18 protein-coding genes are annotated in these 25,006 nt (G+C 57.6%); 11 read left to right on the top strand and 7 right to left on the bottom strand.

Annotated features, from left to right (window positions below; translation table 11 throughout):
• Nucleotides 1-242 precede the first annotated feature (242 nt).
• The gene (locus V8L71_RS09310) at nucleotides 243-1,628 is read right to left on the bottom strand and encodes an FAD-binding oxidoreductase (RefSeq protein ID WP_336273942.1); all 1,386 of its coding nucleotides are present in this window, start codon (nucleotides 1,626-1,628) and stop codon (nucleotides 243-245) included.
• Between the two features lie 376 nt (nucleotides 1,629-2,004).
• Nucleotides 2,005-3,627 carry a BCCT family transporter gene (locus V8L71_RS09315; RefSeq protein WP_336273943.1) on the bottom strand — a complete coding sequence of 541 codons (1,623 nt, stop codon included), beginning with the start codon at nucleotides 3,625-3,627 and terminating at the stop codon, nucleotides 2,005-2,007.
• Between the two features lie 350 nt (nucleotides 3,628-3,977).
• On the opposite strand from V8L71_RS09315, the gene V8L71_RS09320 reads away from it, so the two are divergent.
• A complete protein-coding gene (locus tag V8L71_RS09320) occupies nucleotides 3,978-4,919 on the top strand; it encodes a cobyrinic acid a,c-diamide synthase (protein WP_336273944.1) in 942 nt (313 codons plus the stop codon).
• Between the two features lie 120 nt (nucleotides 4,920-5,039).
• Entirely contained in the window at nucleotides 5,040-6,239 is a 1,200-nt protein-coding gene (locus tag V8L71_RS09325; protein WP_336273945.1) for a toxic anion resistance protein, read from the top strand.
• 58 nt (nucleotides 6,240-6,297) lie between these two features.
• Here V8L71_RS09325 and V8L71_RS09330 read toward each other — a convergent pair whose 3' ends face one another.
• The 4 genes from V8L71_RS09330 to V8L71_RS09345 form a co-directional block, all read right to left on the bottom strand.
• Nucleotides 6,298-6,882, bottom strand: coding sequence for an exopolysaccharide biosynthesis protein (locus V8L71_RS09330; protein WP_336269838.1), 585 nt, complete (start codon nucleotides 6,880-6,882; stop codon nucleotides 6,298-6,300).
• Between the two features lie 212 nt (nucleotides 6,883-7,094).
• Nucleotides 7,095-7,898, bottom strand: a complete 804-nt coding sequence (locus V8L71_RS09335; RefSeq protein WP_336273946.1) for a M48 family metallopeptidase — start codon at nucleotides 7,896-7,898, stop codon at nucleotides 7,095-7,097.
• A gap of 159 nt (nucleotides 7,899-8,057) precedes the next feature.
• Nucleotides 8,058-9,365: an ATP-grasp domain-containing protein gene (locus tag V8L71_RS09340; RefSeq protein ID WP_176304120.1), complete on the bottom strand. Its 1,308-nt coding sequence runs from the start codon at nucleotides 9,363-9,365 to the stop codon at nucleotides 8,058-8,060.
• A 338-nt stretch (nucleotides 9,366-9,703) separates the two neighbouring features.
• The gene (locus tag V8L71_RS09345) at nucleotides 9,704-10,180 is read right to left on the bottom strand and encodes a LabA-like NYN domain-containing protein (protein ID WP_336274026.1); all 477 of its coding nucleotides are present in this window, start codon (nucleotides 10,178-10,180) and stop codon (nucleotides 9,704-9,706) included.
• A 546-nt stretch (nucleotides 10,181-10,726) separates the two neighbouring features.
• Between V8L71_RS09345 and gbdR the strand changes: the two genes are divergently transcribed.
• The 7 genes from gbdR to etfB all read left to right on the top strand — a co-directional run bounded on the left by gbdR (nucleotide 10,727) and on the right by etfB (nucleotide 19,916).
• The gene (gene gbdR / locus V8L71_RS09350) at nucleotides 10,727-11,869 is read left to right on the top strand and encodes a choline metabolism transcriptional regulator GbdR (protein ID WP_336273947.1); all 1,143 of its coding nucleotides are present in this window, start codon (nucleotides 10,727-10,729) and stop codon (nucleotides 11,867-11,869) included.
• A gap of 175 nt (nucleotides 11,870-12,044) precedes the next feature.
• The gene (locus tag V8L71_RS09355) at nucleotides 12,045-13,046 is read left to right on the top strand and encodes a dipeptidase (protein WP_489686892.1); all 1,002 of its coding nucleotides are present in this window, start codon (nucleotides 12,045-12,047) and stop codon (nucleotides 13,044-13,046) included.
• A 71-nt stretch (nucleotides 13,047-13,117) separates the two neighbouring features.
• On the top strand, nucleotides 13,118-13,663 hold the full coding sequence (locus tag V8L71_RS09360; RefSeq protein ID WP_336273949.1) for a DUF5943 domain-containing protein: 546 nt from the start codon (nucleotides 13,118-13,120) through the stop codon (nucleotides 13,661-13,663).
• A 23-nt stretch (nucleotides 13,664-13,686) separates the two neighbouring features.
• A complete protein-coding gene (dgcA, locus tag V8L71_RS09365) occupies nucleotides 13,687-15,759 on the top strand; it encodes a dimethylglycine demethylation protein DgcA (RefSeq protein WP_336273950.1) in 2,073 nt (690 codons plus the stop codon).
• A gap of 20 nt (nucleotides 15,760-15,779) precedes the next feature.
• Nucleotides 15,780-17,783, top strand: a complete 2,004-nt coding sequence (locus V8L71_RS09370) for a (Fe-S)-binding protein (RefSeq protein WP_336273951.1) — start codon at nucleotides 15,780-15,782, stop codon at nucleotides 17,781-17,783.
• Nucleotides 17,780-19,084: an electron transfer flavoprotein subunit alpha gene (gene etfA / locus V8L71_RS09375; RefSeq protein WP_336273952.1), complete on the top strand. Its 1,305-nt coding sequence runs from the start codon at nucleotides 17,780-17,782 to the stop codon at nucleotides 19,082-19,084. Before V8L71_RS09370 ends, etfA begins: the two co-directional genes overlap by 4 nt.
• Nucleotides 19,074-19,916: an electron transfer flavoprotein subunit beta gene (gene etfB / locus V8L71_RS09380; RefSeq protein ID WP_336274027.1), complete on the top strand. Its 843-nt coding sequence runs from the start codon at nucleotides 19,074-19,076 to the stop codon at nucleotides 19,914-19,916. Before etfA ends, etfB begins: the two co-directional genes overlap by 11 nt.
• A 157-nt stretch (nucleotides 19,917-20,073) precedes the next feature.
• On the opposite strand, the gene V8L71_RS09385 is transcribed toward etfB, so the two are convergent.
• The gene (locus V8L71_RS09385) at nucleotides 20,074-21,654 is read right to left on the bottom strand and encodes a BCCT family transporter (protein WP_336273953.1); all 1,581 of its coding nucleotides are present in this window, start codon (nucleotides 21,652-21,654) and stop codon (nucleotides 20,074-20,076) included.
• A 243-nt stretch (nucleotides 21,655-21,897) separates the two neighbouring features.
• Between V8L71_RS09385 and fdhA the strand changes: the two genes are divergently transcribed.
• Together fdhA and V8L71_RS09395 are read left to right on the top strand one after the other, a co-directional pair.
• The gene (gene fdhA, locus V8L71_RS09390) at nucleotides 21,898-23,088 is read left to right on the top strand and encodes a formaldehyde dehydrogenase, glutathione-independent (protein ID WP_336273954.1); all 1,191 of its coding nucleotides are present in this window, start codon (nucleotides 21,898-21,900) and stop codon (nucleotides 23,086-23,088) included.
• 194 nt (nucleotides 23,089-23,282) lie between these two features.
• Nucleotides 23,283-25,001, top strand: coding sequence for an NAD(P)H-dependent oxidoreductase subunit E (locus V8L71_RS09395; RefSeq protein ID WP_336273955.1), 1,719 nt, complete (start codon nucleotides 23,283-23,285; stop codon nucleotides 24,999-25,001).
• Nucleotides 25,002-25,006: the final 5 nt, after the last annotated feature.

Raw genomic sequence — 25,006 nt, forward strand, 5'->3', positions numbered from 1 at the left:
AGCATACGCGCTTAACGGCATCTGCAACGCGGCGGCATAAGACAGGTGCCCTAACCAAAATGCTTGAGTGGAATTGAGGTCGCGACTCATGATGATCTCCAATGCTAAAGAGACCACCAGTGTGATCAGTCAACAATAAGGTGGGTAGATGGGGTTTATGGCGCGCTTACGTGGTGAGCATGGCGGTGTTCCTCAGAGCGGGTCGTTAGATCCCGCTCAGGGCCTTGTTCGGGAAGCAGCGCTCAAGCGGGTCTGATGTTCTGGTTGATACGAAAGAGATTTTCCGGGTCGTACTGCTTCTTAATTGCCACCAGTCGCTCATAGCTTGCGCCATAGGCGAAGGCAGTGCGGTCGGTCTCGTCCTCGGTCAGGAAGTTGACGTAGGCGCCGCCACTGGCAAAGGGCTGTGAGCGAGCAAAGAAGTCCCGCGCCCAGGTAATGCAACGGGCGTCATCCGCCGCTGTTTCCCAGCGCGCATGTACGTTCAGCACATAATTGGCATCCCTGCTCGAATAGGCCATTGCTTGCGGGTCTACGCGGCTCGCCTGCCCACCTAGCGTGGCGATGAATATCTCGCACTGCGGAGACGGTAGCGTACTGGCATAGTCGATAATGGTATCGATCACCCCTTCATCAAGCGTCAAGAAGTTATGGGATTTCCAATAGTTACGGGCTCCTGGCGTCAACAGTGGGTCGAAGGCCTGCTGCCAGTCTGTGTAAGGTTGCACACCGATATGCTCGCCGTAGGCGGTGCCGAATCCTCTCAGCGGCTCGATAAGTTTCTCGCCTTCAGCGGGGTCGCCTGCGTAGCACAGGGCGAATGCCACGATCTCTTTGCCATGCACTTCCTCGGGCAGGAAGGGCAAGGGAGGTGCCTTGCGAGTGACCATCCACACGTTGAGTTCGTCGGGCATGGTTTCGGTAAAGCGGTCGAACTGGGTGATGACCGATTTTGCCTGTTCGAAGGGAAAAACGATAAGACCGCACAGCACGTTCGGGCCTACGGGATGTAGCTGAAACGTGAAGCGGGTCACGATACCAAAGTTCCCGCCCCCGCCACGCAGCCCCCAGAAAAGGTCGGCATTTTCCGATTCGCTGGCGTGCAGCTGTTGACCATCTGCCGTGACAATGTCCACGCCGAGTAGGTTGTCGACGGTCAGGCCGTATTTTCGGCTGAGCCAACCGAAGCCGCCCCCCAGGGTCAGGCCAGCCACTCCGGTGGTGGAGTTGATGCCCAGCGGTGTGGCGAGCCCGTATGCTTGGGCAGCGGTGTCAAATTCAGCGAGGGTACACCCAGGCTCAACATGGCCTTGATGATGTTGTTGATCGATGTCTACTTTCTTCATCGGTGAGAGGTCGATCATCACGCCCTCATCGCAGACCGCATTGCCAGCAATGTTGTGCCCACCACCACGAAGGGAGAAAGGCACGTTGTGTTGACGTACGAAGTTCAGGGCGTGAACGACATCGGCAGGTGACGTGCAGCGAGCTACCATGGAAGGCCTGCGATCAATCATGGCGTTCCATATCTGGCGCACTTCGTCATATCGAGGGTGGTCAGGAAGAAGAACACTTCCTGCGAAACCGGTCTTGAACTCCTTGATTGCGGTTGACGTAAGCTGGCTCATGACGACCACCATTAAGTGGGTTCGGCGGTGCGCAGAAGGCACCGCCGAACGGGATAGTGAGGAATACAACCTAGCTGGGGATTAGCCATATGCCTCACACTGGCCGCATTAGGACATTTCTCCAGTCTTAATTCACAGTATAGTCACGCCTGTCAATAAGGCCGTTTATTTATTTGGACATGTTTACCCGAACCTGTATATCCGAGCAAAGCGACGTTAACCTTTATTGTCGTCAAGAATTATCGAGAGCAGTTTAATAGGGCCTTCTAACCGTTGCTCCGGCCAATGCGGTACGGCGGCATCGAGTGTCAGGTTCAGAGCCCCCCATTAAAAAACAGGAACCTGCGATTCCTCACAGGCCCCTGTTAGGCGTCACCTAATCTTCCGGCTTCAACTCTTCCTGCCTGGGTGGGGTGCCTACCCGCACTTCGCTGAGATCCTCATGGGAGAGGCCGCGGTACAGCGCGAACATCATGATAAACACCAGAATAAACATCGGGAGACCGACCACGGTGATGACCTCCTGTAGAGCGGTCAGCCCGGCATCGCCTGCCAGCACGATGAGCATGGCGGCTAGCATGCCTTCCGAGACACCCCAGAATACGCGCTGATGCCATGGGCCTGGGTCTGCGCTGCCGGTACACAGCATATCGACGACCAGAGAGGCGGAGTCCGATGAGGTGGCGAAGAAGATAGCGACGATCACCACCGCCAAGCCCTGAATCAAGGTAGCAGCGGGGAAGTTATCGAAAAACGCGAACATGGCGAGTGGGATACTTTCGGCCACGGCGGCGGATAAAGTACCGGCTTGATCACCCAATGCTGCCCGCGCCTCGGGGCCAATGCCGTCAATCTCCATGGCCGACCAGCCGAAGATCGCAAACCAGATCAGCGTAAAGATGGAAGGGGCGAACAGCACGCCGAGTACGAACTCTCGGATAGTCCGACCGCGGGAAATCCGCGCTACGAATATGCCGATGAATGGCGACCAAGTGACTGTCCAGGCCCAGTAGAACACCGTCCAACTGCCTTGCCACCCCCAGGCGCCGCCTTCACTGGAATAGCGTGCCAGCGTGTCATTCCAAAACGCCATGGGCAGCAGGTTCGTTATATAGAGGCCAAAGGTTTCGACAACGGCACGTAACAGGAAAACGGTCGAGCCGGTAAATAGCACAAACAGCAGCAGGCCAACGGCCATCCCGATATTGATATTGGAAAGCAGCTTTACGCCTGAATCCAGCCCCGCCACGATCGATCCCACGGCGACGGTAGTTAGCACAGCGATGATAAGCACCTTCGTCGTCACGGCATCCGGAACGCCAAACAGTTCCGTTAGCCCTGCATTGATCTGCTGGGTGCCTAGGCCGATAGAAACTGCCACGCCAAACAGGGTGCCGAGAATGGCAAAGATATCGAGCGCTTTGCCGACAGGGCCGTAAATGCGATCGCCTAAAAACGGGAAGAAAACCGAGCTGAAACGCATTGGCAGGTTGTAACGGTAGATAAAGTACGCGAACGCCAACCCTGGCATGGCGAAAATTGCCCAGGTGTGCAGGCCTAGGTGATAAATCGAAAAGCTCATGGCATCGTCGGCGGCGGCCACCGAAAAGGGCTCGACACCCGGCCGCGGGGGCGTAGCGAAGTGGGAAATCGGCTCGGCCACGCCCCAGAACATTAATACCGTGCCGATACCGCCAGCGAACAGCATGGCGAACCAGGAGGCGTTGGTATAGGCCGGTTTCGCATCATTGCCACCTAAGCGTATTGCCCCGAAACGGCTTATTGCCACCCACAGCAGAAACGCCACCCAACTTGTGACCCCAAAAATAAAAAACCAGCCAAGGTTAGTAACGATCCATTGCCGCCCCGCGCCGAAGGCTTCCCCTATAGGGCCAGGCGCAATCAGCAGCGCCACAAGGAAAAGGATCATGATCCCTGCCGATGTGAAAAAAATAGTGGGATCCGTCTTGAGGCCCAGCTTTCGCGCAAGTGCATCCATCGTTACGTCTCCCGGTGTCTTTACAGCCTGTTTTTATAAGCGGTTCTTATAAACGGTTCTTATAAACAGTTTTTATAACCGGTTTTACAACCAGTCCTTAAAACAACGTAGGAGTTGTCGGTCGATTACGCCAAGCTGGGCGAAGTAGAGTGCCTCTTCTCCATAGGCTGCCGTTCGGCAGTGCAGGTGTTTTGCAACATGTTTCATCCGCGCTGATCAAAGCACCCAAGAGAATTGATATCGGCCGACTTCAGAGAATCACAGGAGTGTGTCTAACTGGTGCTGAGCGGGCCATCTCAGTTACTCTACACTTGGTGTTTGCGTTTCATGAATGAAGGATAGCCGTATCAATGTTGGGATTCCTGCAGGGATTTTCCTATGGCCTGTTTATGACCTGCCTGCCCTGGCTATTGGTCGGCCTTTTCAACCCTGGTCTGGCGCTTCCGGTGCTGGCTCCCAGCCGTCTGCAGGTCATCTTCCGCTATTGCTTGCTGGTTCCTTTTATCAGCATGCTGCTGTGGCTAACCTCTCTATGGGGCGGTTTCAGCCCCAGCCTGTTTGGCTGGCTGGCGGGTATTGTCGCTATTCCTGTGGCGCTGCCAGTCGAGCGAACACTGCGCGGCTGGCTGGCCCGCCGCCGCGAGCGCCGCCAGGAAGCTCAACGAGTGGCCGCGGTACGCAAGCGGCGTGCCCAAGAGGAGCGCAAGGCCTATGAGGCCGGCGTGTCGGTACTCGACCCTGCACGGCCGCCAGAGGGGGCCGATGATCTTGTACTAGCTATGTGCCGGGCCAAGCAGAGCCTGCTCGACGTGCATCGCCCTGATCTCGCCATTCAGGCGGATCGCCTCTATAGCCGCTATCGGCATGTGATGGACGTGCTGAGCGGCCGATTCCACACAGGCGAGTTGGCTTTCGAGCGCTCGCGTGGCTTGGTCACGCAGGTTTGTCTCGGCGCGGTGGATACGCTGACATCTATGGCGTCCCAGGCGCGAGGGGTGGTTAGCGTAGACGGTAATTACGTGCGTAGTCGCCTGACCCAAGAGGGCAAACAGTTGGGCGAGGAGGAGCGCGCTGCCCTGGTGCGGCGCCTGGATCTGCTGGTGGAAACCGAGCACCGGTTGAATAAGCTTTCTGCCCGTATCGAATCGGCCCTGACCGTGCTCGACGACACCGCTGTTTCCATGGCGCGTATCGAGACAGCGCGCCCACAGGCGTCGGTTACCACCGAGAAGGCACTGGAGGATTTACGCCGCTTCGTCGAAGGCGCGGATCGTTATACGCGCAAGGATTAATCCAGCGGACGATGCTGCTGTGCCGAAAGTTCTGTGTTAATGGTTCTGTGTTAATGGTTCAGTGCCAATGGTGCCCTGCGGTTTTCACAACGGCTTCTTTCAATAGCTCAGGAGATGTTTATGGCTCAGCAACCCGATGACAAACGTCGCCTCTCCCTGCCGCCGGTGGACGAGATTGCCAGTCAGCTGGGGGCTAACCAGGAAGAATCGGTCGACCCCGATGAGCGTGCCATCGACCCTGAGCTTGAGGCGATGGCCGGCCGCTTTGTCGAAGATATCCTCGCCGAGAATGACGAGGAATCCATTGCACGCCAGCGCCATGCCGTAGACGAGATGGGGCTTGAGTTGCAGCAGCAGGCCGCGCATCGCAGTGTCATGTTGCAAACACCGCTTCGTCAGTTAGCCCATCAGGGCGATGAAGGTGGGCCGGTAGCCAAGGCGCTGGTTGATCTGCGCGGGCGCATGGAGGGCCTTGATCCCGCTCGCCATCGCCTAGCGCCGAGCGCGCTGGATCGTGTTATGGCGCTCATTCCCGGCGTCGACAGCCGCCTGCAGCGCTACTTTCAGAAGTTCGAAAATGCTCAGCAGGCGCTAGACGCGATTATCGATGAGTTGAAAGGCGGTCGCGATATGCTACATCGTGACAACGTTACCCTGAGCGATGACCAGCAGGCTTTGAATAAAATCCTTGCTGAGCTGAACCGGCAAATTGCGCTGGGCCGTTTGATTGATAGTCGCCTGCAGGGCGAGATTGCCGCTCGCGATGCCGATGATCCGCGGCGTCACTTCCTTGAGGAGGAACTGCTCTTTCCCCTGCGCCAGCGTATTGTCGATCTCCAACAGCAACTGGCGGTGAGTCAGCAGGGCGTGCTGGCGCTAGAGGTCATCATCCGCAATAACCGGGAATTGATGCGCGGTGTAGACAGGGCCATTAACGTCACTGTTTCAGCCCTTACCGTGGCGGTGACCGTTGCCATGGCGATGGCTAACCAACGCCTGGTGCTGGACCGCATCGAAGCCCTTAACACTACCACGTCGCAGATGATTGGCGGGACCGCCAAGGCACTGCGTCAGCAAGGGGTAGATATCCAAAAGCGCGCCTCCTCCGCGATGCTTGATATGCAAGTGCTTGAGGAAGCTTTCAGCGAGGTAATGGGCGCGATCGATGATCTCTCAAGCTATCGGCAGGAGGCCTTACCGCGGCTGGATGAGCAAATCGACCGCCTGGCGACCTTGGCGAAGCAGGGAAACGCCTCCATCGAGCGCCTCCGCGAGGGTAGCCAATCGCAGCCACAGGACGACGGTCAAGCCCCTAGCTAATGCGTCATTAAGGAGCCTCTTGTGTCGCGTTATCTCATAGTGCTGCTGTCGGGATCAATCACAGTAGGTTGACAGCGATAAGCGTGAACGTGGCGCCGAAGATAACAAACGCCAATAGGGCGAGTAACCCGTCGTGGGCCACCAGTGAAAGCCCTAGCGCCAGCAAAGCCAGCCCGGCAGCCGAGGAAGAAAAGGGCACCAGTTCCATGATCGGCATACACAGACCGACGATGACACACAGCACGGCAATGCCATAGCTGCCCCCTCTATGTACTAGGAACGTTAATCGTGGTTTAAGAACGCGGTCTATGCCCCGCGCTGGCTTGTTGAGCCAGTCGAGCGCTTTCTGCAGTTTGTTATGCTCAACAGAGCGGTCGAGAATGAAATGGGGCAACCAAAATTTTTTCCGACCGATCAGCATCTGTACGGCTACCAGCAACACGAACAACGCCATGAAGAACGACATGCCAGGTACGCCACTGAGCGGCGAGAATAACGTGATGCCAATCAGCATCAACAGCGGCCCAAAAGAACGGCTGCCAATCGATTCAACAACCATCTCGATTGAGACGCGATCGTTGTGGCGTGTCAACTCGCCCACTCGGTCAAGGAGTTGTTCGAGGTTTTGCAACGGCTGGTTCATCAATGGCTACCATAAGAGATCAATTGTGGGCGGACTAGGCATGGGCTTGAATATGCCGCTCATGAGAGAGTTCACTGACAAAGAGTAGGCAGGGCGAATCCAAATTACCAAGAGAGTGACGTGGGGTTATTATTGACCACAAGCGGTTCTGCGTAGAGCAGCTAGTAATCCTTACTCACATCGCAGACATCACCTATTTGCCTGATAATTACCTACCCAGAACAATCAGCCGGGGCGACCGTGCGATAGCTTGCCACGGCTTCTTCCATTGCTTGTTGTAATGCCGTAATGCGCGACTCATGGGCGGGATGCGTAGAAAGAAATTCAGGAGGCTGACCGCCACCAGCCGCCGCCATGTTGCGCCACAGTGCCACGCTTTCTTGTGGGTTGAACCCTGCTTGCGCCATGATCGCCAGCCCCATCAGGTCGGCTTCTTCCTCGTGGGCGCGGCTGAACGGCAGGGTGATGCCGAGCTGGGCGCCGAGGCCCAATGCCTGCATTAACTGCTGCTGTCCCATGTCTCCCTCGCCTAACAATCCTACTACTAGCATCCCGGCCTTAATGCCAAGCTGCTGAGTAAGGCGTTCATTGCCATGGTCAGCCAGCACATGACCAACTTCATGGCCGATCACCGCCGCCAGTTGGTCAGGCGTCTCGGCGACTTGGAGTAGGCCGGTATGCACGCCGATGCGTCCGCCTGGTAGGGCGAAAGCGTTGGGAGAATCATCTTCAAAAACGACAACTTCCCAGGACTCCGGTAACTCGTCAGCCGGATAGATGGCCTCGGTGGCGGCTATTATTTCCTGAGCTACGCACTCTACCTGGCGGTTAGCGGCTGCGTCACGTGAGACTGGCTGGTCACGGCGTAGTTGGTCGAAGGTATCCTCGCCCATCTGTGTCATTAAATTTTCTGGTACCAATGTCAGTTGGGAGCGCCCGGTCGGCGTTTCATCGCAGCCGGACAGCAGTACCAGGGGGAGCAGCAATAATAGGCACAACAGGAGTCGTGGGCGCATCGCATCTCTCATCAATAAATCAAGCGAGTATACCGGCCTTAGCCAAGGGGAGAACCAAACCTCAATGCTGAAAGAGCTAGCGTGGGTAAAAAAAGGGCGCCCTATCAGCAACAATTGCAGATAGGGCGCCCATAATGAAACCTGTTGTTTTGAAGCTTTTTAGACGTAGAAATCCAGATCTTCCTGCGCTTTCAATAGATCGCGCATTTTGATGGGGTCGTCTCCAAAGAAGAAGAGCAGGCCCCAGTGTGTCCCGAAGGCTGAGCGGTCAGGAACGGTTTCTTCTGCGGGCGCGACCAGTTCGTGGGACTCGAAATAGGGATGCTCAATCGTTTCTTTGGGCATTTCCAGCTTGCTGACCACCCGGCGGCGTGGGTACACACCGAAGCAGCCGGCGTAGCCTTTCGCATCGACCACTTCACGGGGGAAGAACGCTGCCACTTCCTCTTTTGTGCTTTTCGGATCAAACACGAGCATCGATGCTTGATAGGCGTTAAACCCGTAGGCTTTTTCAATCAGCTCGAAAGCTTTGAAGCCGGGTGGGCGGTAGGCAACCTCGCCAAAGTACATCTCACCATCAGCTGTGACGAAGTACTCGGGGTGAATCAAGCCAAACTGAATATCGAACGTTTTGATCAGCAGTTCGATCTGTTTAGTGATCGCGGTGCGCCAGCTCTCGAGTTCCGCCGTCGCGGGTACGAATACCGAATAGCCCAACGTTACGTATTCTGAAATATTCAGGAACTGGATTTTGCCATCGTGTATCCAGGCCTCAACGGCGAACTCCCAGCCATCCAGATGGCTTTCCATTAGCAGGGGGTATTCTTCGTCCGGAATGTTGTCGATCTCTTCGATCTTGCGAATCATTCGGTGACCGAGGCAACCGGCTTTGTCGAATGCCTTGACGTGAATCGGGTCATCCGGGTCGCCATCAAGTTTAAGCAGCGTTTGGTTGACGCGCTTCATGAAGCGAACGATGTCTTCTTTCTCATGCGCCTCTTCGAAAATGCCGACGCGAATACCGCCAAGCTGGGCACGACGCTTCATTAACGCCTTGTCACGGAACAGAATGGACTGCCCGAACATACGAGGACTGTCGAGAAGAACCGAGTTGATCGCACCGGACCATTCAACGGTTTCTTCAAACAGTGGGATGGCGATATCGACGCCTTCCTCTTTTAGCTTTTCGGCGATTTCCATGGACCGGTCGTTTAGCCGGATAAAGTCCCACGGAAGAAAAGGAATGTTGTTCGCGGTACAGAAATCCGCGGCCCATTCAGGAGCAACAACGATATATCGACGGTCAAATTTCTGCGCAGCCTTGATCGCGTTGACACTCCAGCCAAGCAAGGCGATATAGCCTTTGTTGGGGTCTTTGGGAGTTTCGGTACCTTTGACCGAGTCCATTTCCGGATCACGCCAAGACGCTACTGCTTCGGGTAATTGCTTTTCTGATGTAATCGACATTCGATGTTCTCCTTGCTGGTTGACCCAAATTGACTGTGCTGAGGTTGGAGCGCACCAAGTGAGCTGAGTCACAGTCAGAAGTGTTCAGGAACGATTGAGTCAGCCAGTATTAGAAAAGTTATTAGCGCACCCGTTGTAACTAACCTAGTCGATATTGTTACAAATGGCAATTAAACTGTAGAGTTACTGTTAAATAGCTGTAGAGCTTTTTTTCTGCTTGGGAGTTGATTATTTTTTCAAACGCACATAAGTAAGATCAGTGAAAGCTCATACAACAACAGCATGAAAGAGCGGTAGCTAGGTCATTATTGAATAGGTTGTTAGGTATTAATATGTAGCTAATTTAGCAAAAGCGACTTATCTATTGCGATAAACTCATTGGCTTCATTAATTAAAGATGCTGCGGTGAGCTGAGGAACACCATACACTTCAACTTTTTTACCGTACTTAACGCGTATTTTATTGACTAAAAGATCAAAGTCTCCATCGCCGGACACGAGCACAATAACGTCCGCCTGCTCAGCGTATTCCATGGCATCTAACGCAATACCTACATCCCAATCACCCTTCGCAGAACCATCTGAGCGTTGGATAAAGGGTTTCAACTTTACGTTAAAACCAATAGCTCTGAGTATAGTTTGGAATTCCCTTTGCTTTTGGTCTCCTCTGTCGATGGCGTAGCAAAAAGCTTGCACCACTTCTCTATCGGCGGTTGCTTGTGCCCAAAATTTATTATAATCAAAGTTCCTGCCGTAGGCTTGGCGTGAGGTGTAGTAGACATTTTGAATATCAACAAATATCGCCACTTTTTTTATAGACATTAAGCTTTTCTCATTAGTTGCCGGTTGTCGCGTAATTAATTACCTAGTGAGTAAATAACACGAACGTTTAGCCTGCTCTTCTTTCATCGCTGTCATCGGCAATCGTTGGCGCAGCGCCTTCTGCGGAATATAGTGATTGTACCGTCAGTGGGCACACTATGCTGGTGGGTATGCACAACCTAGGCGGCCTCAGGGACTGGGCGGCAGTATTCTAGGATGGTTGGACCCGTAGCTTTGCTGATATGCCCTTGATCCTTACTCCAAGTCAGCTCAACGATAACGGCGCTTCCTTCTTGAAACAGATTGTCACTGACCATTGGTTTTGGGAACGACCTCTAGCGTTTCATTTGCGACAAAAACTTAGATCTACGCGATAGTTTTGTCGCTATCCGCCCTGTTCGTGCCAATATACGACCAAAGAGCAATGCCGTCCCTGCACGTGTGAAAGTCTAACGCAGTAAAGGGCAACTAAAAGACGCCAGCGACACCTACGCTAACAAGAAAAAATATAATGCTCTAAAGGTGACGGAGGGTAAAACGATGACTTCAAATCAAGCAACAAACCCGGCAGTAAATCCCAAACGTGTCGGCGAACCGCAGACCCTTGGCTTTCTACTGTTAGATAACTTCACACTGATTTCCCTGGCGTCGGCAATAGAGCCCTTGCGGATGGCCAACCAACTGGCCGGCCGCGAACTGTATCGCTGGTACACCCTGACACAAGATGGTTTGCCGGTGCGTGCCAGCGATGGAGTGCAGGTGACGCCTGATGCCTCTATGCACGCGCCGCTGTCATTGGAGTGGGTGGTCGTTTGCGGCGGAGTAGGCCCGCAGCACAGCGTTACCCGTGAGCATGTGCGCTGGCTTCAGTCGCAATCGCGTAAGCTAAGGCGGTTAGGCTCGGTCTGTACGGGCAGTTGGGCATTGGGCCAGGCGGGGTTGCTTGATCACTATGAAGCCAGTATCCATTGGGAGTGTTTGGCTTCCATGCAGGAGGCGTTTCCGAACGTCATCTTGACGACCTATCTCTTCTCCATCGACCGGGATCGATTCACCGCTTCGGGCGGCACCGCGCCGCTCGATATGATGCTCAACCTGATTACGCATGACCATGGCCGTGAGCTTTCGGCAGGCATTTCTGAAATGTTTATCTACGAGCGCGTGCGTAACGAACATGATCAGCAGCGTGTCCCTCTTAAACACGTGCTGGGCACTACTCAGCCCAAACTGTTGGAAATCGTTGCCTTGATGGAATCCAACCTGGAAGAACCCATCGAGCTCGATGAACTGGCAAGCTATGTGAATGTGTCGCGCCGTCAGTTAGAGCGATTATTCCAACGCTACCTGCTTTGCTCACCGTCTCGCTACTATCTCAAGCTGCGGCTGGTGCGTGCGCGGCAATTGCTCAAGCAAACGCCGCTGTCGATCATCGAGATTGCGTCTGTTTGCGGTTTCGTTTCCACGCCCCATTTTTCCAAGTGCTACCGCGAATACTTTGGTGTACCGCCGAGGAATGAGCGCCTGGGTAGCCACGACAGGCAGGGAAATAGCAGCAAAACGCCGACTCTTATAAAGCGCTGGGGAGAGGAGCCCACTGCCAACGAGCCGTCCTCGTGCGCTCGCCAGGCTCTGGCAAACGCCCAAGGCGAGCCCACCTTTGCCAGCGTGCGGCTATTAAGCTGATACCCACGGCGTCATCAATAATTTGAAACGTGCTTGAAACGTGCTGCTCGGTGACGGGCAGCACGTTTTTTTATGGCGCAGGTAGCTGTCGTGTTTACGACACAATGACGCTTTTGGAATTTCCGCCGTCGTTTCCAAGCGCCGTCTAAGCCAACGTCAGCGCTATGCTCGCTGCATTAACCAATGTTGGAGCTTAGCCATGACCCCTTCTGAACTACACGACGACGCTATCGTCATCGATGGTCTGATCATCGCCAAATGGAACCGTGAGCTGCTTGAAGACATGCGGCGCGGCGGCCTTACTGCCGCCAACTGCACCGTCTCGGTGTGGGAAGGATTTCAGGCCACGGTCGATAACATTGTCGCCTCCAATCAATTGATGGCTGAGTGTAGCGATCTGGTGCGCCCTGTACGCACCACTGCTGACATCACTCGCGCGAAAGAAGAGGGCAAGACCGGCATCATCTTCGGCTTCCAGAATGCCCACGCCTTTGAAGACCAGATCGGCTATGTCGAGATATTCAAGCAGCTGGGCGTGGGCATCGTGCAGATGTGCTACAACACCCAGAACCTGGTGGGTACCGGCTGCTACGAGCGTGACGGTGGCCTCTCCGGTTTTGGTCGCGAAATTGTCGCCGAGATGAACCGCGTTGGCATCATGTGCGACCTCTCTCACGTCGGTGCCAAGACTTCTGAAGAGGTCATCCTCGAGTCCAAAAAACCGGTCTGCTACTCCCACTGCTTGCCTTCCGGCCTTAAAGAGCATCCCCGCAACAAATCCGACCAAGAACTCAAGTTTATTGCCGACCACGGCGGCTTCGTGGGTGTCACCATGTTTGCGCCGTTCCTCAAAAAGGGCATCGACTCGACCATCGAAGATTACTGCGAGGCGATCGAGTACGTCATGAACATCGTCGGTGAAGACGCTATCGGCATCGGTACCGATTTCACCCAGGGGCACGGTCAGGAGTTCTTCGAGTGGCTCACCCACGACAAGGGCTACGCCCGCCGCCTGACGGACTTTGGCAAAATCATCAATCCTGAGGGCATCCGCACTATTGGTGAGTTCCCCAATCTTACCAAGGCGCTCTTGAAGCGCGGCATGAGCGAGTCCCAAGTGCGCAAGATCATGGGCGAGAACTGGGTGCGCGTCCTCAAGGACGTGTGGGGCGCCTGACTCAGCGCAGGCATGCTCCCGGGGTAGCCCCGTCGATAACCTGACATAACAAAGATTTGAGGAATACAACCGTGACCAAACTGGCCCCCGCACTGCCCATCGAAGTGGATAGCGAGACCGGCGTATGGACAAGTGACGCCCTGCCGATGCTGTATGTGCCGCGACACTTCTTTATCAATAACCATGTGGCCATCGAAGAGGCGCTGGGTGCCGAGAAGTATGCCGAAATTCTCTACCACGCTGGCTACAAAAGCGCTTGGCACTGGTGCGAAAAAGAGGCCGAACTACACGGCATTAGCGGGGAGGCCGTCTTTGAGCACTATATGCTGCGCCTCTCTCAGCGCGGTTGGGGGCTTTTCATTACTGAACAGATTGACCTTGAGTCAGGCACCGCTCAGGTACGCCTCGAACATAGCGCCTTCGTTTATCAGATGGGCAAGGTGGGACGTAAAGTGGAGTACATGTTCACCGGCTGGTTCGCCGGCGCCATGGACCAGATCCTCGCCACGCGCGGCAGCGACCTGCGTACCGTCGCCGAGCAGACCCAAAGCGCGGCCGAGCCTGGCTGCGACGTTGGCATCTTCGTCGTCAAGCCGCTGACTGATGCCGCCCGCTAACCCGGCTACGAGGAGAGAACATCATGGCATTTGACGCAATCTTCGAGCCGATCGAGATCGGCAAGCTGACTATCCGCAACCGCGTAGTAAGTACCGCGCACGCCGAGGTGCATGCCACCGACGGCGGCATGACGACGGAACGCTACGTCAGGTACTACGAAGAGAAGGCCAAGGGCGGCTGCGGCTTGTGTATCTGCGGTGGCTCATCAGTGGTATCCATCGATAGCCCCCAGGGCTGGTGGAGTTCGGTGAATCTTTCCACCGACCGCATCATTCCTCACTTTCAAAACCTAGCCGATGCCGTGCATAAGCATGGCGGCAAGATCATGATCCAAATCACCCATATGGGGCGCCGCTCCCGCTGGGACGGCTTCGACTGGTCGACGCTGCTATCGCCCTCGGGTATCCGCGAGCCGGTGCACCGCTCTACCTGCAAGACCATCGAGGAAGAGGATATCTGGCGAATTGTTGGCGACTTCGCCCAGGCCGCGCGCCGGGCGAAGGAGGGCGGGCTTGATGGTGTGGAGCTCTCCGCGGTACACCAGCATTTGATCGACCAGTTCTGGAGCCCGCGGGTCAACAAGCGTGAAGATGAGTGGGGCGGCAGCTTCGAGAACCGTATGCGCTTTGGCATGGAAGTACTCAAGGCGGTACGCGCCGAAGTGGGTGACGACTTCTGCGTCGGCATGCGGATCTGTGGCGACGAGTTCCATCCGGATGGCCTCTCCCACGATGACATGAAGCAGATCGCCGCCTACTACGATGCCACCGGCCAAGTCGACTTCTTCGGCGTCATCGGTTCCGGCTGCGACACCCACAACACGCTGGCCAACGTCATACCCAATATGTCCTACCCGCCGGAGCCTTTCCTGCACCTGGCGGCGGGGATCAAGGAAGTGGTGACCGTGCCGGTGATCCACGCCCAGAATATTAAGGATCCCAACCAGGCTCAGCGTATTCTCGAAGGGGGCTATGTGGATCTGGTGGGCATGACCCGGGCGCATATTGCCGACCCCCACCTGATCGCCAAGATCAAGATGGGCCAGATCGACCAGATTAAACAGTGCGTGGGCGCTAACTACTGCATCGACCGCCAGTACCAGGGCCTTGATGTGCTGTGCATTCAGAACGCGGCCACATCGCGGGAATATATGGGCTTGCCGCATATCATCGAGAAGACCGAGGGCGCCAAGCGCAAAGTCGTGGTGGTGGGCGGTGGCCCCGGCGGTATGGAGGCAGCCCGAGTCGCTGCTGAGCGCGGGCACGATGTCACTCTGTTTGAAGCTGGCGAGGCGCTGGGTGGGCAGATCACCATTGCCGCTCAGGCACCGCAACGCGACCAGATCGCCGGTATCACCCGCTGGTTTCAGCTGGAGATGGCGCGTTTGAAAGTCGACCTGCGTCTGGGTACCCGTGCCAATGAGGAAACGCTGCTCGACCTGCGTCCAGATATCGTCGTGCTAGCCACCGGCGGTCAGCCGTTCCTGAGCCAGCACCCCGAGTGGGGCTACTCGGAGAATCCCGAAGAGAGCCTGGTGGTCAGCACCTGGGACATCCTCTCCGGGAAGGTAGCGCCCGGCAAAAACGTGCTGATTTATGACGCCATCTGCGAATTCTCCGGTGTTTCGGCGGCGGATTTTCTGGCCGACAAGGGCGCTAAAGTGGAGATCGTCACCGACGATATCAAGCCTGGCGCAGCGGTGGGTGGCACTACTTTCCCCACCTACTACCGCAGCCTCTACGAGAAGGAGGTCATCATGTCCTCCGACCTGATGCTGCATAAGGTCTACCGCGAGGGCGACGGCCTGGTGGCGGTGCTCGAAAACGAGTACACCGGTGCTTTGGAAGAGCGCGTGGTGGATCAGGTGGTCGTTGAGAACGGCGTGCGCCCTGATGAAGCGCTCTACTACACCCTTAAAGAGCAGTCCCGCAACAAAGGGCAGGTGGATCTGGAAGCGCTCTACGCCATTCAGCCGCAGCCTTGCCTGAGCGAAGAAGGGGACGGTTTTTTGCTGTTCCGCCTGGGCGACTGCACGGCACCGCGTAACACCCACGCGGCCATCTACGATGCTTTGCGAATCTGCAAGGACTTTTGACGGCTAAGAAGGTGAGTACCATGCTCGAAACGCTCTTGCCGATACTGATTTTTACTGCTCTGGCCCTGGCGGTGATTGGCGCCGTACGCCGTATTCGCCTGTGGCGCCAGGGGCGCCCCTCGCGAGTTAACTTGCTGCAGGGGCTTGCGGCCCTGCCGCGCCGCTATTTGGTGGATCTGCACCATGTGGTGGGGCGTGACAAGATGATCTCTAACACCCACGTGGCCACCGCCGGTGGCTTTGTAGCCGCTGCCGTACTGATGATCCTGGTGCACGGCCTAGGGTCTGCCAACCCATTGCTAGGCGGATTACTGCTACTGGCTAGCACCTCCATGTTTTTCGGTAGCCTCTTCGTGGCGCGGCGCCGGCTTAACCCGCCCGCCCGGCTCTCCAAGGGCCCCTGGATGCGCCTGCCCAAGAGCCTGATGGCGTTTTCGCTAGGCGTTTTCCTGATCACCCTGCCCACGGTGGGCCTGCTGCCCGAGGGTTTGCTTGAAGGTGGCAGTAGCTGGCTGCTGGCGCTGGTATTAGCGGGCGTTGTGGCCTGGGGGCTGGGTGAAATGTTCTTCGGCATGACCTGGGGCGGGCCCATGAAGCACGCCTTTGCCGGTGCCTTGCATCTGGCCTTTCATCGCCGCGCTGAGCGATTTTCCACCAAACAAGGAGGCGCTGGTCGCTCAACGGGACTCAAGGCGCTAAACCTTGAGGATGTGACGGCGCCTCTGGGTGTGGAAAAGCCCGCCGACTTTACCTGGAACCAGCTGCTGGGCTTCGATGCCTGCGTACAGTGCGGTCGCTGCGAAGCGGTATGCCCGGCCTTTGCCGCCGGTCAGCCGCTCAACCCCAAGAAGCTAATCCAGGACATGGTGGTGGGCATGGCCGGGGGCAGCGATGCGGGCTATGCCGGCTCCCCATACCCAGGCAAGCCGGTAGGCGAGCACGCGGGAACGCCCCATGGGCCCATTGTGGCGCTGCAGGGGAAGGCCTTGGTCGACGCTGATACGCTTTGGTCTTGCACCACTTGCCGCGCCTGTGTCGAAGAGTGCCCGATGATGATTGAGCACGTGGATGCGATTGTCGATATGCGCCGCCACCTGACGTTGGAGCGCGGTAAAACGCCCAACAAAGGCGCCGAGGTGCTCGACAATCTGATTGCTACCGACAACCCCGGTGGTTTTGATCCTGGATCGCGGCTCAACTGGGCAGCGGATCTTAACCTGCCGCTAATGGCAGACCTTAAACAGGTCGACGTGCTGCTGTGGCTGGGGGATGGCGCCTTTGATATGCGCAACCAGCGCACTCTGCGCGCCCTGATCAAGATCCTGAAGGCAGCCGAGGTAGACTTCGCCGTGTTGGGCAATGAAGAACGCGACAGCGGCGATGTGGCCCGGCGTCTGGGCGACGAGGCGACGTTCCAATCCCTGGCGAAGCGCAATATTGCTACTCTCTCCAAGTACCGTTTCCTGCAGATTGTGACCTGCGACCCCCACAGTTTTCATGTGCTGGGCAATGAGTACGGTGAGCTAGGAGGAGATTACGAGGTACGCCACCACAGCACCTTCATTGCCGAGCTGTATGAGGCCGGTCGGCTGACCTTTGCCCCCTGGAAAGGCGGCAGCGTTACCTATCACGACCCGTGTTACCTAGGTCGCTATAACGGTGAGTTTGATGCGCCACGCAATGTGCTTAAGGCGCTGGGCATTGAGGTCAAGGAGATGGAACGCTCTGGCTTCCGCTCGCGCTGCTGCGGCGGCGGTGGCGGGGCACCGATTACCGATATTCCCGGTAAGCAGCGTATTCCCGATATGCGCATGAACGACGTCAAGGAGACCGGCGCCGATCTAGTGGCAGTGGGCTGCCCGCAGTGCACTGCGATGCTGGAAGGCGTGGTGGATGCCACCGCTGAGGTGCGCGATATCGCCGAACTGGTGGCTGATGCCCTGGTAGAGCGTCCCGCTGGTGACGCGACTGGTGGATCCCGGCGACCTGCTGCAACGACGACGGCTGAAGAGGTGATCGTATGAGTGAGACTATTCGTCGCGATCCACGTCGTGAGTGGATTGCCCGTAACCGTCTGCATCCAGATCACGCCAGTGTGCTTGCCGCCCTTGGTGTAAACAGGGGCGGCGCAGCAGTCAGTGAATGGCTGGGCCCCCACGGCGTGGTGCGCAAGAACCCCCATGCCATCGGTTTTATCGGCCCCAATGGCGTCAAACGGATTGACCGTAGCGGCTTCCAGCAAGGCGGGCAGTCCCCCGGCGCTGCCGCGGCGGCGCGCGACAGCCGGCGCATGGTGACCATTGATCACCCTGCCTTCCTGGTGGCCGTGGTGCCCGACATGACCGGTGGCCGTCTCTCCACTCACGACAAGGACCTGCTGGGACTGGCCCGTCGCGTGGCGGATGCCGACGCCGACCAGCCCGGCGCCGTGGTGGCGATTCTGTTTGGTGAGCATAAGGGCGAGGGGGACGGCGAGCTTAAGGAGCAGGCGCTGGGCGAAGCCGGGATCGATCGCGTCGTGCATCTTGAGGATGAGCGCTACGCGGGCTTCGCCCCCGAGGCACGTCTGGCGGCCTTGAGCGCTGTGGAGCGGGAGATGACGCCGCGCTTCTGGCTGTTGCCGGACTCCCCCTTGGGCGGAGCCGATCTGGGGCGGCGGCTTGCCTTACGCCTGGGTGAACGCGCTGCCACGGGGGTGTGGCAGGTGGAGGCTGATAATGAGGCCTCTTTGGGTTGGCGCTGCACGGCCCGTGGCGCCGCTGGGAGCCTGGATATCCAGCGTCCTCTGCCGCGGGTGGCGCTGGCGCTGGCCGAGTGCGCCGAACCGGTGGACGAGACCCGGCATGCGGCCGAGCACCTGACCCTGGCAGCGTCAATTCCCTCCATCTTGTCGCGGATAGAAGACCTTGGGCAGGTGGCGGTGGACCCCGCTGGCGTGGCGCTGGCTGAGGCTGAGTTCATCCTCTCCGGCGGCAACGGCGTCAAGGAATGGGACGCTTTCCATCACGCTGCGAAAGTCCTCGGCGCTACCGAGGGCGCATCGCGCGTCGCGGTGGACGATGGCTATATGGCTCGTGATCGTCAGGTAGGCGCGAGCGGCACCTGGGTGACCGCCCGCGTGTATATGGCGGTGGGTATCTCAGGGGCTATCCAGCACCTCCAGGGCATTCAGCGCTGCGACAAGGTGGTGACGATCAATCACGATCCGGGGTGCGACATGATCAAACGCGCCGACCTGGCGGTGATTGGCGATAGTACGCAAATCCTTGCCGCGTTAGTGGCCATGGTGGAACAGCAGCGAGGAGGACAGCGTGATGCGGCCTGATCTAAAGCAACAACAACAGCCACAGGGCATCGACGTGGCGGTGCTGGTCTCCATCGGTCGTCACCCTACCACTGGTCGCGCCAGGCGCGCCGAACAGGATGCCCGAGGCCTGGAGCTTGCGCTGGCCATGGAGGCCGAGCTGCCGGGCACCCGGATCAGCATGCTCCACGCGGGTACCCAGGACGATAGCAGCGAAGCAGCTCTGCGCGGCTACTTAGGTATGGCCACAGGCGTCGGCATGGGGCTTGAAACCATGACGCTGCTCGAGCAGCCCGAGGGCAGCGATGCCATTCCTGCTCTGGCGGCATACCTGGCCGCAACCTCTCCTCAGCTAGTGATCACCGGCGCCCGTGCAGAGCGCGGTGAAGGCTCTGGGCTTTTGCCCTATGCATTGGCAGAACATCTCGGCTGGCCATTGGTTAATAGTTTGGCGTCGGTAGAAAAAGTGGAAAATGGCGTGGTAACGATGCTCCAGGCGTTGCCACGGGGGCAGCGTCGACGTCTCAAAGTGCGCCTGCCCGCTATCATCAGCGTGGATGAAGCGGGGCCAGCGGCGCGTCAAAGTGCCTTCGGCCCGGCTCGCCGAGCCACTTTTACGATCACGCCCACTAGCCCTGAAGCCGACAGCGAGTTGGCTCAGTGGCACCTGGCGCCTGCTCGTAAACGGCCTAAGCGTCTAAAAATCGTCAAAGCCGCGTCGGCCAGGGATCGCTTCAAGGCGGCGGCCTCCAAAGCCGAGGGAAAAGGCGGGCAAGTGCTTACCGATGTGACCCCCGAACAGGGCGCCGAGGCGATCTACAAGCTGCTCAAGGAAGAGGATGTGCTGCGTTAAAGCTTTTTGCTCTTCAGGCTTTTAACCACCGTTCAAGCCCGCCCTTTGTGGCGGGCTTGAACGGTGGTCCACGTCTTTTTTATTGTCGATTGGCCAGCAAGGTCTGAATAAACAAGAAAACAACCGCCCGCCGAGTAGACGGACGGTTGCAAGGGGATTAACTAGCGGTTTTTGGTACTGCGTTGAGCTCCCCCCACTCCTTGTGAAGCCCTTTGTAAAGGCTGAAACACATCACCAGAAGCACCACGGTAAAAGGGAGCCCTGTGGCCACCGCGCCTGCCTGTAGCGCGCTTAGGGCGGTGCTTCCCCCGCCGTACAGCAACACACCGGCAATCACGCCTTCCAGTGTGGCCCAGAAAACCCGCTGACTCTTGGGGGCATCGGTCTTGCCGCCGGCGGTGATATTGTCAATAACCAGCGAGCCGGAGTCCGATGAGGTAATGAAGAACACCAGCACCAGAATAATCGCGAGTGTCGAGGTGATGCTGGTCAGGGGGAGCTGTTCCAGCATGTGGAACATGGCAAGTGAAACATCGCTAATGCCGTTGGCCAGTTCGCCCACGCCGTTAGCAGCCTGGTAAAGCGCCGTACCACCAAAGGCACTCATCCATACCAGCGTGACCAGTGTGGGCACCAACAGCACCGCGATCAGAAACTCACGCACTGTACGGCCCCGGGATACGCGGGCGATGAACATGCCGACAAACGGGGACCAGGAGATCCACCACGCCCAGTAGAAGATGGTCCAGCCGTGATACCAGGTGTCGTCATCGCGACCAACCCAGTTCGACAGCGGCAGAAGGTGGCCCACGTAGTCCATCGCCGTGGTGCCAATGCCGGTCAGGATCATTAGGGTAGGCCCTGCTACAACCACAAATACGAGCAGCACCGCCGCGATAATCATGTTGATGTTAGAGAACAGCTTGACGCCGCCGTCGATCCCCCGCCATACCGAGATCAGCGCGATCACCGTGACCACCACGATAATCGCCAACTGCGTGCCGATGGTATTAGGAATGTCGAACAAATAGGCGAGGCCGCTAGCTGCTTGGGTAGCGCCAAAACCAAGCGAGGTAGCCAAGCCAAAGATAGTGGCCAGCACGGCAAGGATATCGATGATATGGCCTGCCCAGCCACGGGTTCGTTCGCCCAGAATTGGGTAGAAGGCGGATCGAAGTGTCAGCGGCAAACCCTTGTTATAGGAGAAGAAGGCCAGTGAGAGTGCTACTACCCCATAAATGGCCCAGGGGTGGAGGCCCCAATGGAACATGGTGGCACCCATGGCGGCGCTGGCGCCTTCCGGCGTGCCCGCTGGAACATTCAAAGGCGTTCCGTACCAATCGGTGTAGTAGGCCACCGGCTCGGCCACGCTCCAGAACATCAGACCGATTCCCATGCCTGCCGCAAACAGCATGGCGAACCAGGAGGTGCGCGTGTATTCCGGCTTTGCATCCTTACCACCCAGACGAATCCGCCCTAGCGGCAAGCAGATCAGTACGAGGCAGAACACCACAAACACATTGCCTGCAATCATGAACAACCAGTCGAAGTGTTCAATCGACCAGTTTTTGGCAAGCCCTAGGTGCGTATTAGCCGCATCCGGGTAGACCAATGCGTAAAGAATGAACAGCAAAATAGCGAGAGCGGAGAGTGGAAAGACGGGGTTATGAAAATCCAACCCCATTATCTGGGTATTGTCCTGTCCAGGCGACAGAACTGGGTCGTCATTGTTCTTCATTGGGGTTCCTTGGTTGGCTCTTGTTAGGCGTCGGCATTGCGTGATATCGCCGACGCTAGGAAGTGTTGAGCCTGTTTCAAAGCAGCAGTATCGTGAAAGCGACCTCCAGCTATTCATCTTGACTAGGATGTCTTGAATAGATATGTGAGTGCCTTTTTGGGGTAAGTCCTAAGACGCGGAGGGGCTAGGGTGGGAAAGCGCCATCAACCATGACAAACACAACAATAATCACAGGAGCCAGCCATGAATGCAGCCAACCGCGGAGTGATCTATAAGGGGCCGGGTGAAGTCGCCGTTGAGTCCATCGCTTATCCTGAGCTCGCCCTCGGCAATCGCAAATGCGAGCACGGCGTGATTCTCAAGGTCGTGACCACCAATATTTGTGGCAGCGACCAGCACATGGTGCGTGGCCGTACCACCGCGCCGTCGGGCCTGGTACTCGGCCACGAGATCACCGGCATGGTTGTCGAGTGCGGCCGCGATGTTGAGTACATCCGTCCGGGCGATCTAGTCTCGGTGCCGTTCAATATTGCCTGTGGCCGTTGCCGCAACTGCAAGGAAGGCCGCACAGGTATCTGCCTCAACGTTAATCCAGCCCGTCCTGGCGCCGCCTACGGCTATGTGGATATGGGCGGCTGGGTCGGCGGCCAGACCGAATACGTGATGGTTCCTTACGCTGACTTTAACCTGCTGAAATTCCCGGATGCCGATCAGGCCATGGAGAAGATCAAGGATCTGACTCTACTCTCCGATATCTTCCCTACCGGCTTCCATGGTTGCGTGACTGCCGGTGTGGGCCCCGGTAGCACCGTCTATATCGCTGGTGCTGGGCCCGTCGGGCTGGCGGCGGCGGTCTCTGCTCAGCTGCTGGGTGCGGCCTGTGTGATCGTCGGCGATATGATCGAAGAGCGTCTGGCCCAGGCTCGCAGCTTTGGTTGTGAGACTATCGACTTGACCCAGGACGGCGACATGGCGGATAAGGTCGAGGTGATTCTCGGCGAGCGTGAGGTTGATGCCTTTGTCGACTGCGTCGGCTTCGAGGCTCACGCCTGTGGCTGCAACCACGGTAAAGAAGCGCCCGCCACCGTGCTCAATTCTGCGATGACGCTGACCCGTGCGGGTGGCCAGATCGGCATCCCGGGCCTCTACGTGACCGAAGACCCTGGCGCGGCTGACGACGCCGCCAAACAGGGCGCCCTGAGCATGCGCTTTGGTCTCGGCTGGGCCAAGTCCCATAGCTTCCACACCGGCCAGTGCCCGGTGATGAAGTACCATCGACCGCTGATGCAGGCGATCCTGTTCGGCAAGGTTAATATTGCCGATGCGGTGAATGTCCAGATGATCACCCTGGACCAGGCGCCCCAAGGCTATGCTGACTTCGATGGCGGTGCTGCCAAGAAATTTGTCATTGACCCCCATGGCAGTGTGGCTTAATAACTTATTTAATAAGTGCCGGGTAATAAGGACCGGGTAATAAGTACTGGGTATAAGCACTGAGCAGCAAGGCCTGAGTAACAAGCCCTGGCCCCCTGCCTGAGGGCAGGATAGTGCGACCCTAGACGGCGCCCCGCGGGGTGCCGTCTTCGTTCATTCGGCATAAAGCCGATCAAGATAATAATAGGTATTCAATGACCGTCCAGACCGTGACCCCCAAGCGCCGCTTCCGCGGTAAACCCCGTGGCCGTGAACTTGATCCCCGTCTTCTTGAGGGGTTACGTGAGCTGCTGGGCGACGAACGCCAGGACGCCACGTTGCGCCGCCGCGACCTACTGATTGAACACCTGCATGTCATTCAAGACACCCGAGGCCATCTGCCGCTGGCGGAACTGCGCGCCTTGGCGGCTTACATGAACCTGCCCATGGCAGCCGTTTACGAGACCGCCACTTTCTATGCGCACTTCGACGTCATCCACGACGACCAGCTGCCGCCGCCCGCGGTGACCATCCGCGTTTGCGATTCCCTCACCTGCCAGCTAGCCGGTGCCGAGGCGCTTAAGGCACAGCTGGACGCGAACGTGGATATCGAACAGGTAAGGGTGCTGCGGGCGCCCTGCATGGGGCGCTGCGACACGGCACCGGTAGCCGAGGTGGGGCATCATCATGTGCTGTTCGCCACCCAAGAACGCATTGCCTCAGTGATCCAGGCGGCGCACTTTCACCCCGACCCCATCGTCTGGCAGCGGCTTGATGACTATCGCTGCGAGGGCGGGTTGGCCTTGCTCCAAGCCTGCCAAAATGGCGACGTCACGGTAGAAGCGCTGATAGAAGCCATGCAACAGGCCAATCTGCGCGGCCTGGGCGGTGCGGGTTTTCCTACCTTCAAGAAGTGGTCTTTCGTTCGCCAGGAGGCGGGCCCCCGTTATTGCGCCATCAACGCCGACGAGGGCGAGCCTGGTACCTTTAAGGATCGCTATTACCTGGAGCGCTCGCCGCACCAGTTTCTTGAAGGTGCTTTAGTCAGTGCCTGGGCGGTAGACGCCGAGGCGCTGTATATCTATCTGCGCGATGAGTACCCGGCCTTGCATGGCGTGGTGCGCCAGGCGATTGGCGAGCTTGAGGCTGCGGGCCTGGTGGCGCCGGGTTACATCGTGCTGCGCCGTGGCGCGGGTGCTTACATCTGCGGCGAAGAGTCGGCGATGATCGAGTCTCTGGAAGGCAAACCGGGCAAGCCCCGTCACCGCCCGCCATTTGTGGCCCAGAAGGGGCTCTTTGACCGCCCAACACTGGTCAATAATGTTGAGACCGTTTACTGGATTCCCATGATTTGGCAGCGCGGTGCGGAGGCTTTTTCTAGCCAGGGACGTAACGGCCGCGTGGGGCTGCGTAGCTTCTCGGTGTCGGGCCGGGTCAAACAGCCCGGTGTTTATTTGGCGCCTGCGGGCATCACCCTCAACGAGCTGATTGACGAATATTGTGGCGGTATGGCTGACGGCCACCGCCTAGCTGCCTACCTGCCCGGCGGCGCCTCAGGCGGTATTTTGCCCGCAGCCAAGGCCGATATCCCCCTTGACTTCGATACGCTTCAGGCACATGGCTGTTTTATCGGTTCGGCCGCGGTGATCGTGCTTTCTGATCAGGACAATTTGCGCGGGGTCGCGACCAATCTGCTGGCCTTCTTTGCCGACGAGTCCTGTGGCCAATGCACGCCCTGCCGGGTGGGCACGGAAAAAATGCTCACGTTGCTCGAGCGCAACGAATGGGACGCCGGACTGATGACGCAGCTCTCCCAAGTGATGATAGACGCCTCGATTTGCGGGCTGGGCCAGGCGGCGCCTAACCCGGTGCTGGGGCTGCTCAAGGATTTTCGCGGTGAACTTGCCGCCCAGAATGTCATCGTCAGGGGGTAGGGGAG

The organism is Vreelandella indica (assembly GCF_037070225.1).
In the GTDB taxonomy this organism is placed as follows: Bacteria; Pseudomonadota; Gammaproteobacteria; order Pseudomonadales; family Halomonadaceae; genus Vreelandella; species Vreelandella arctica.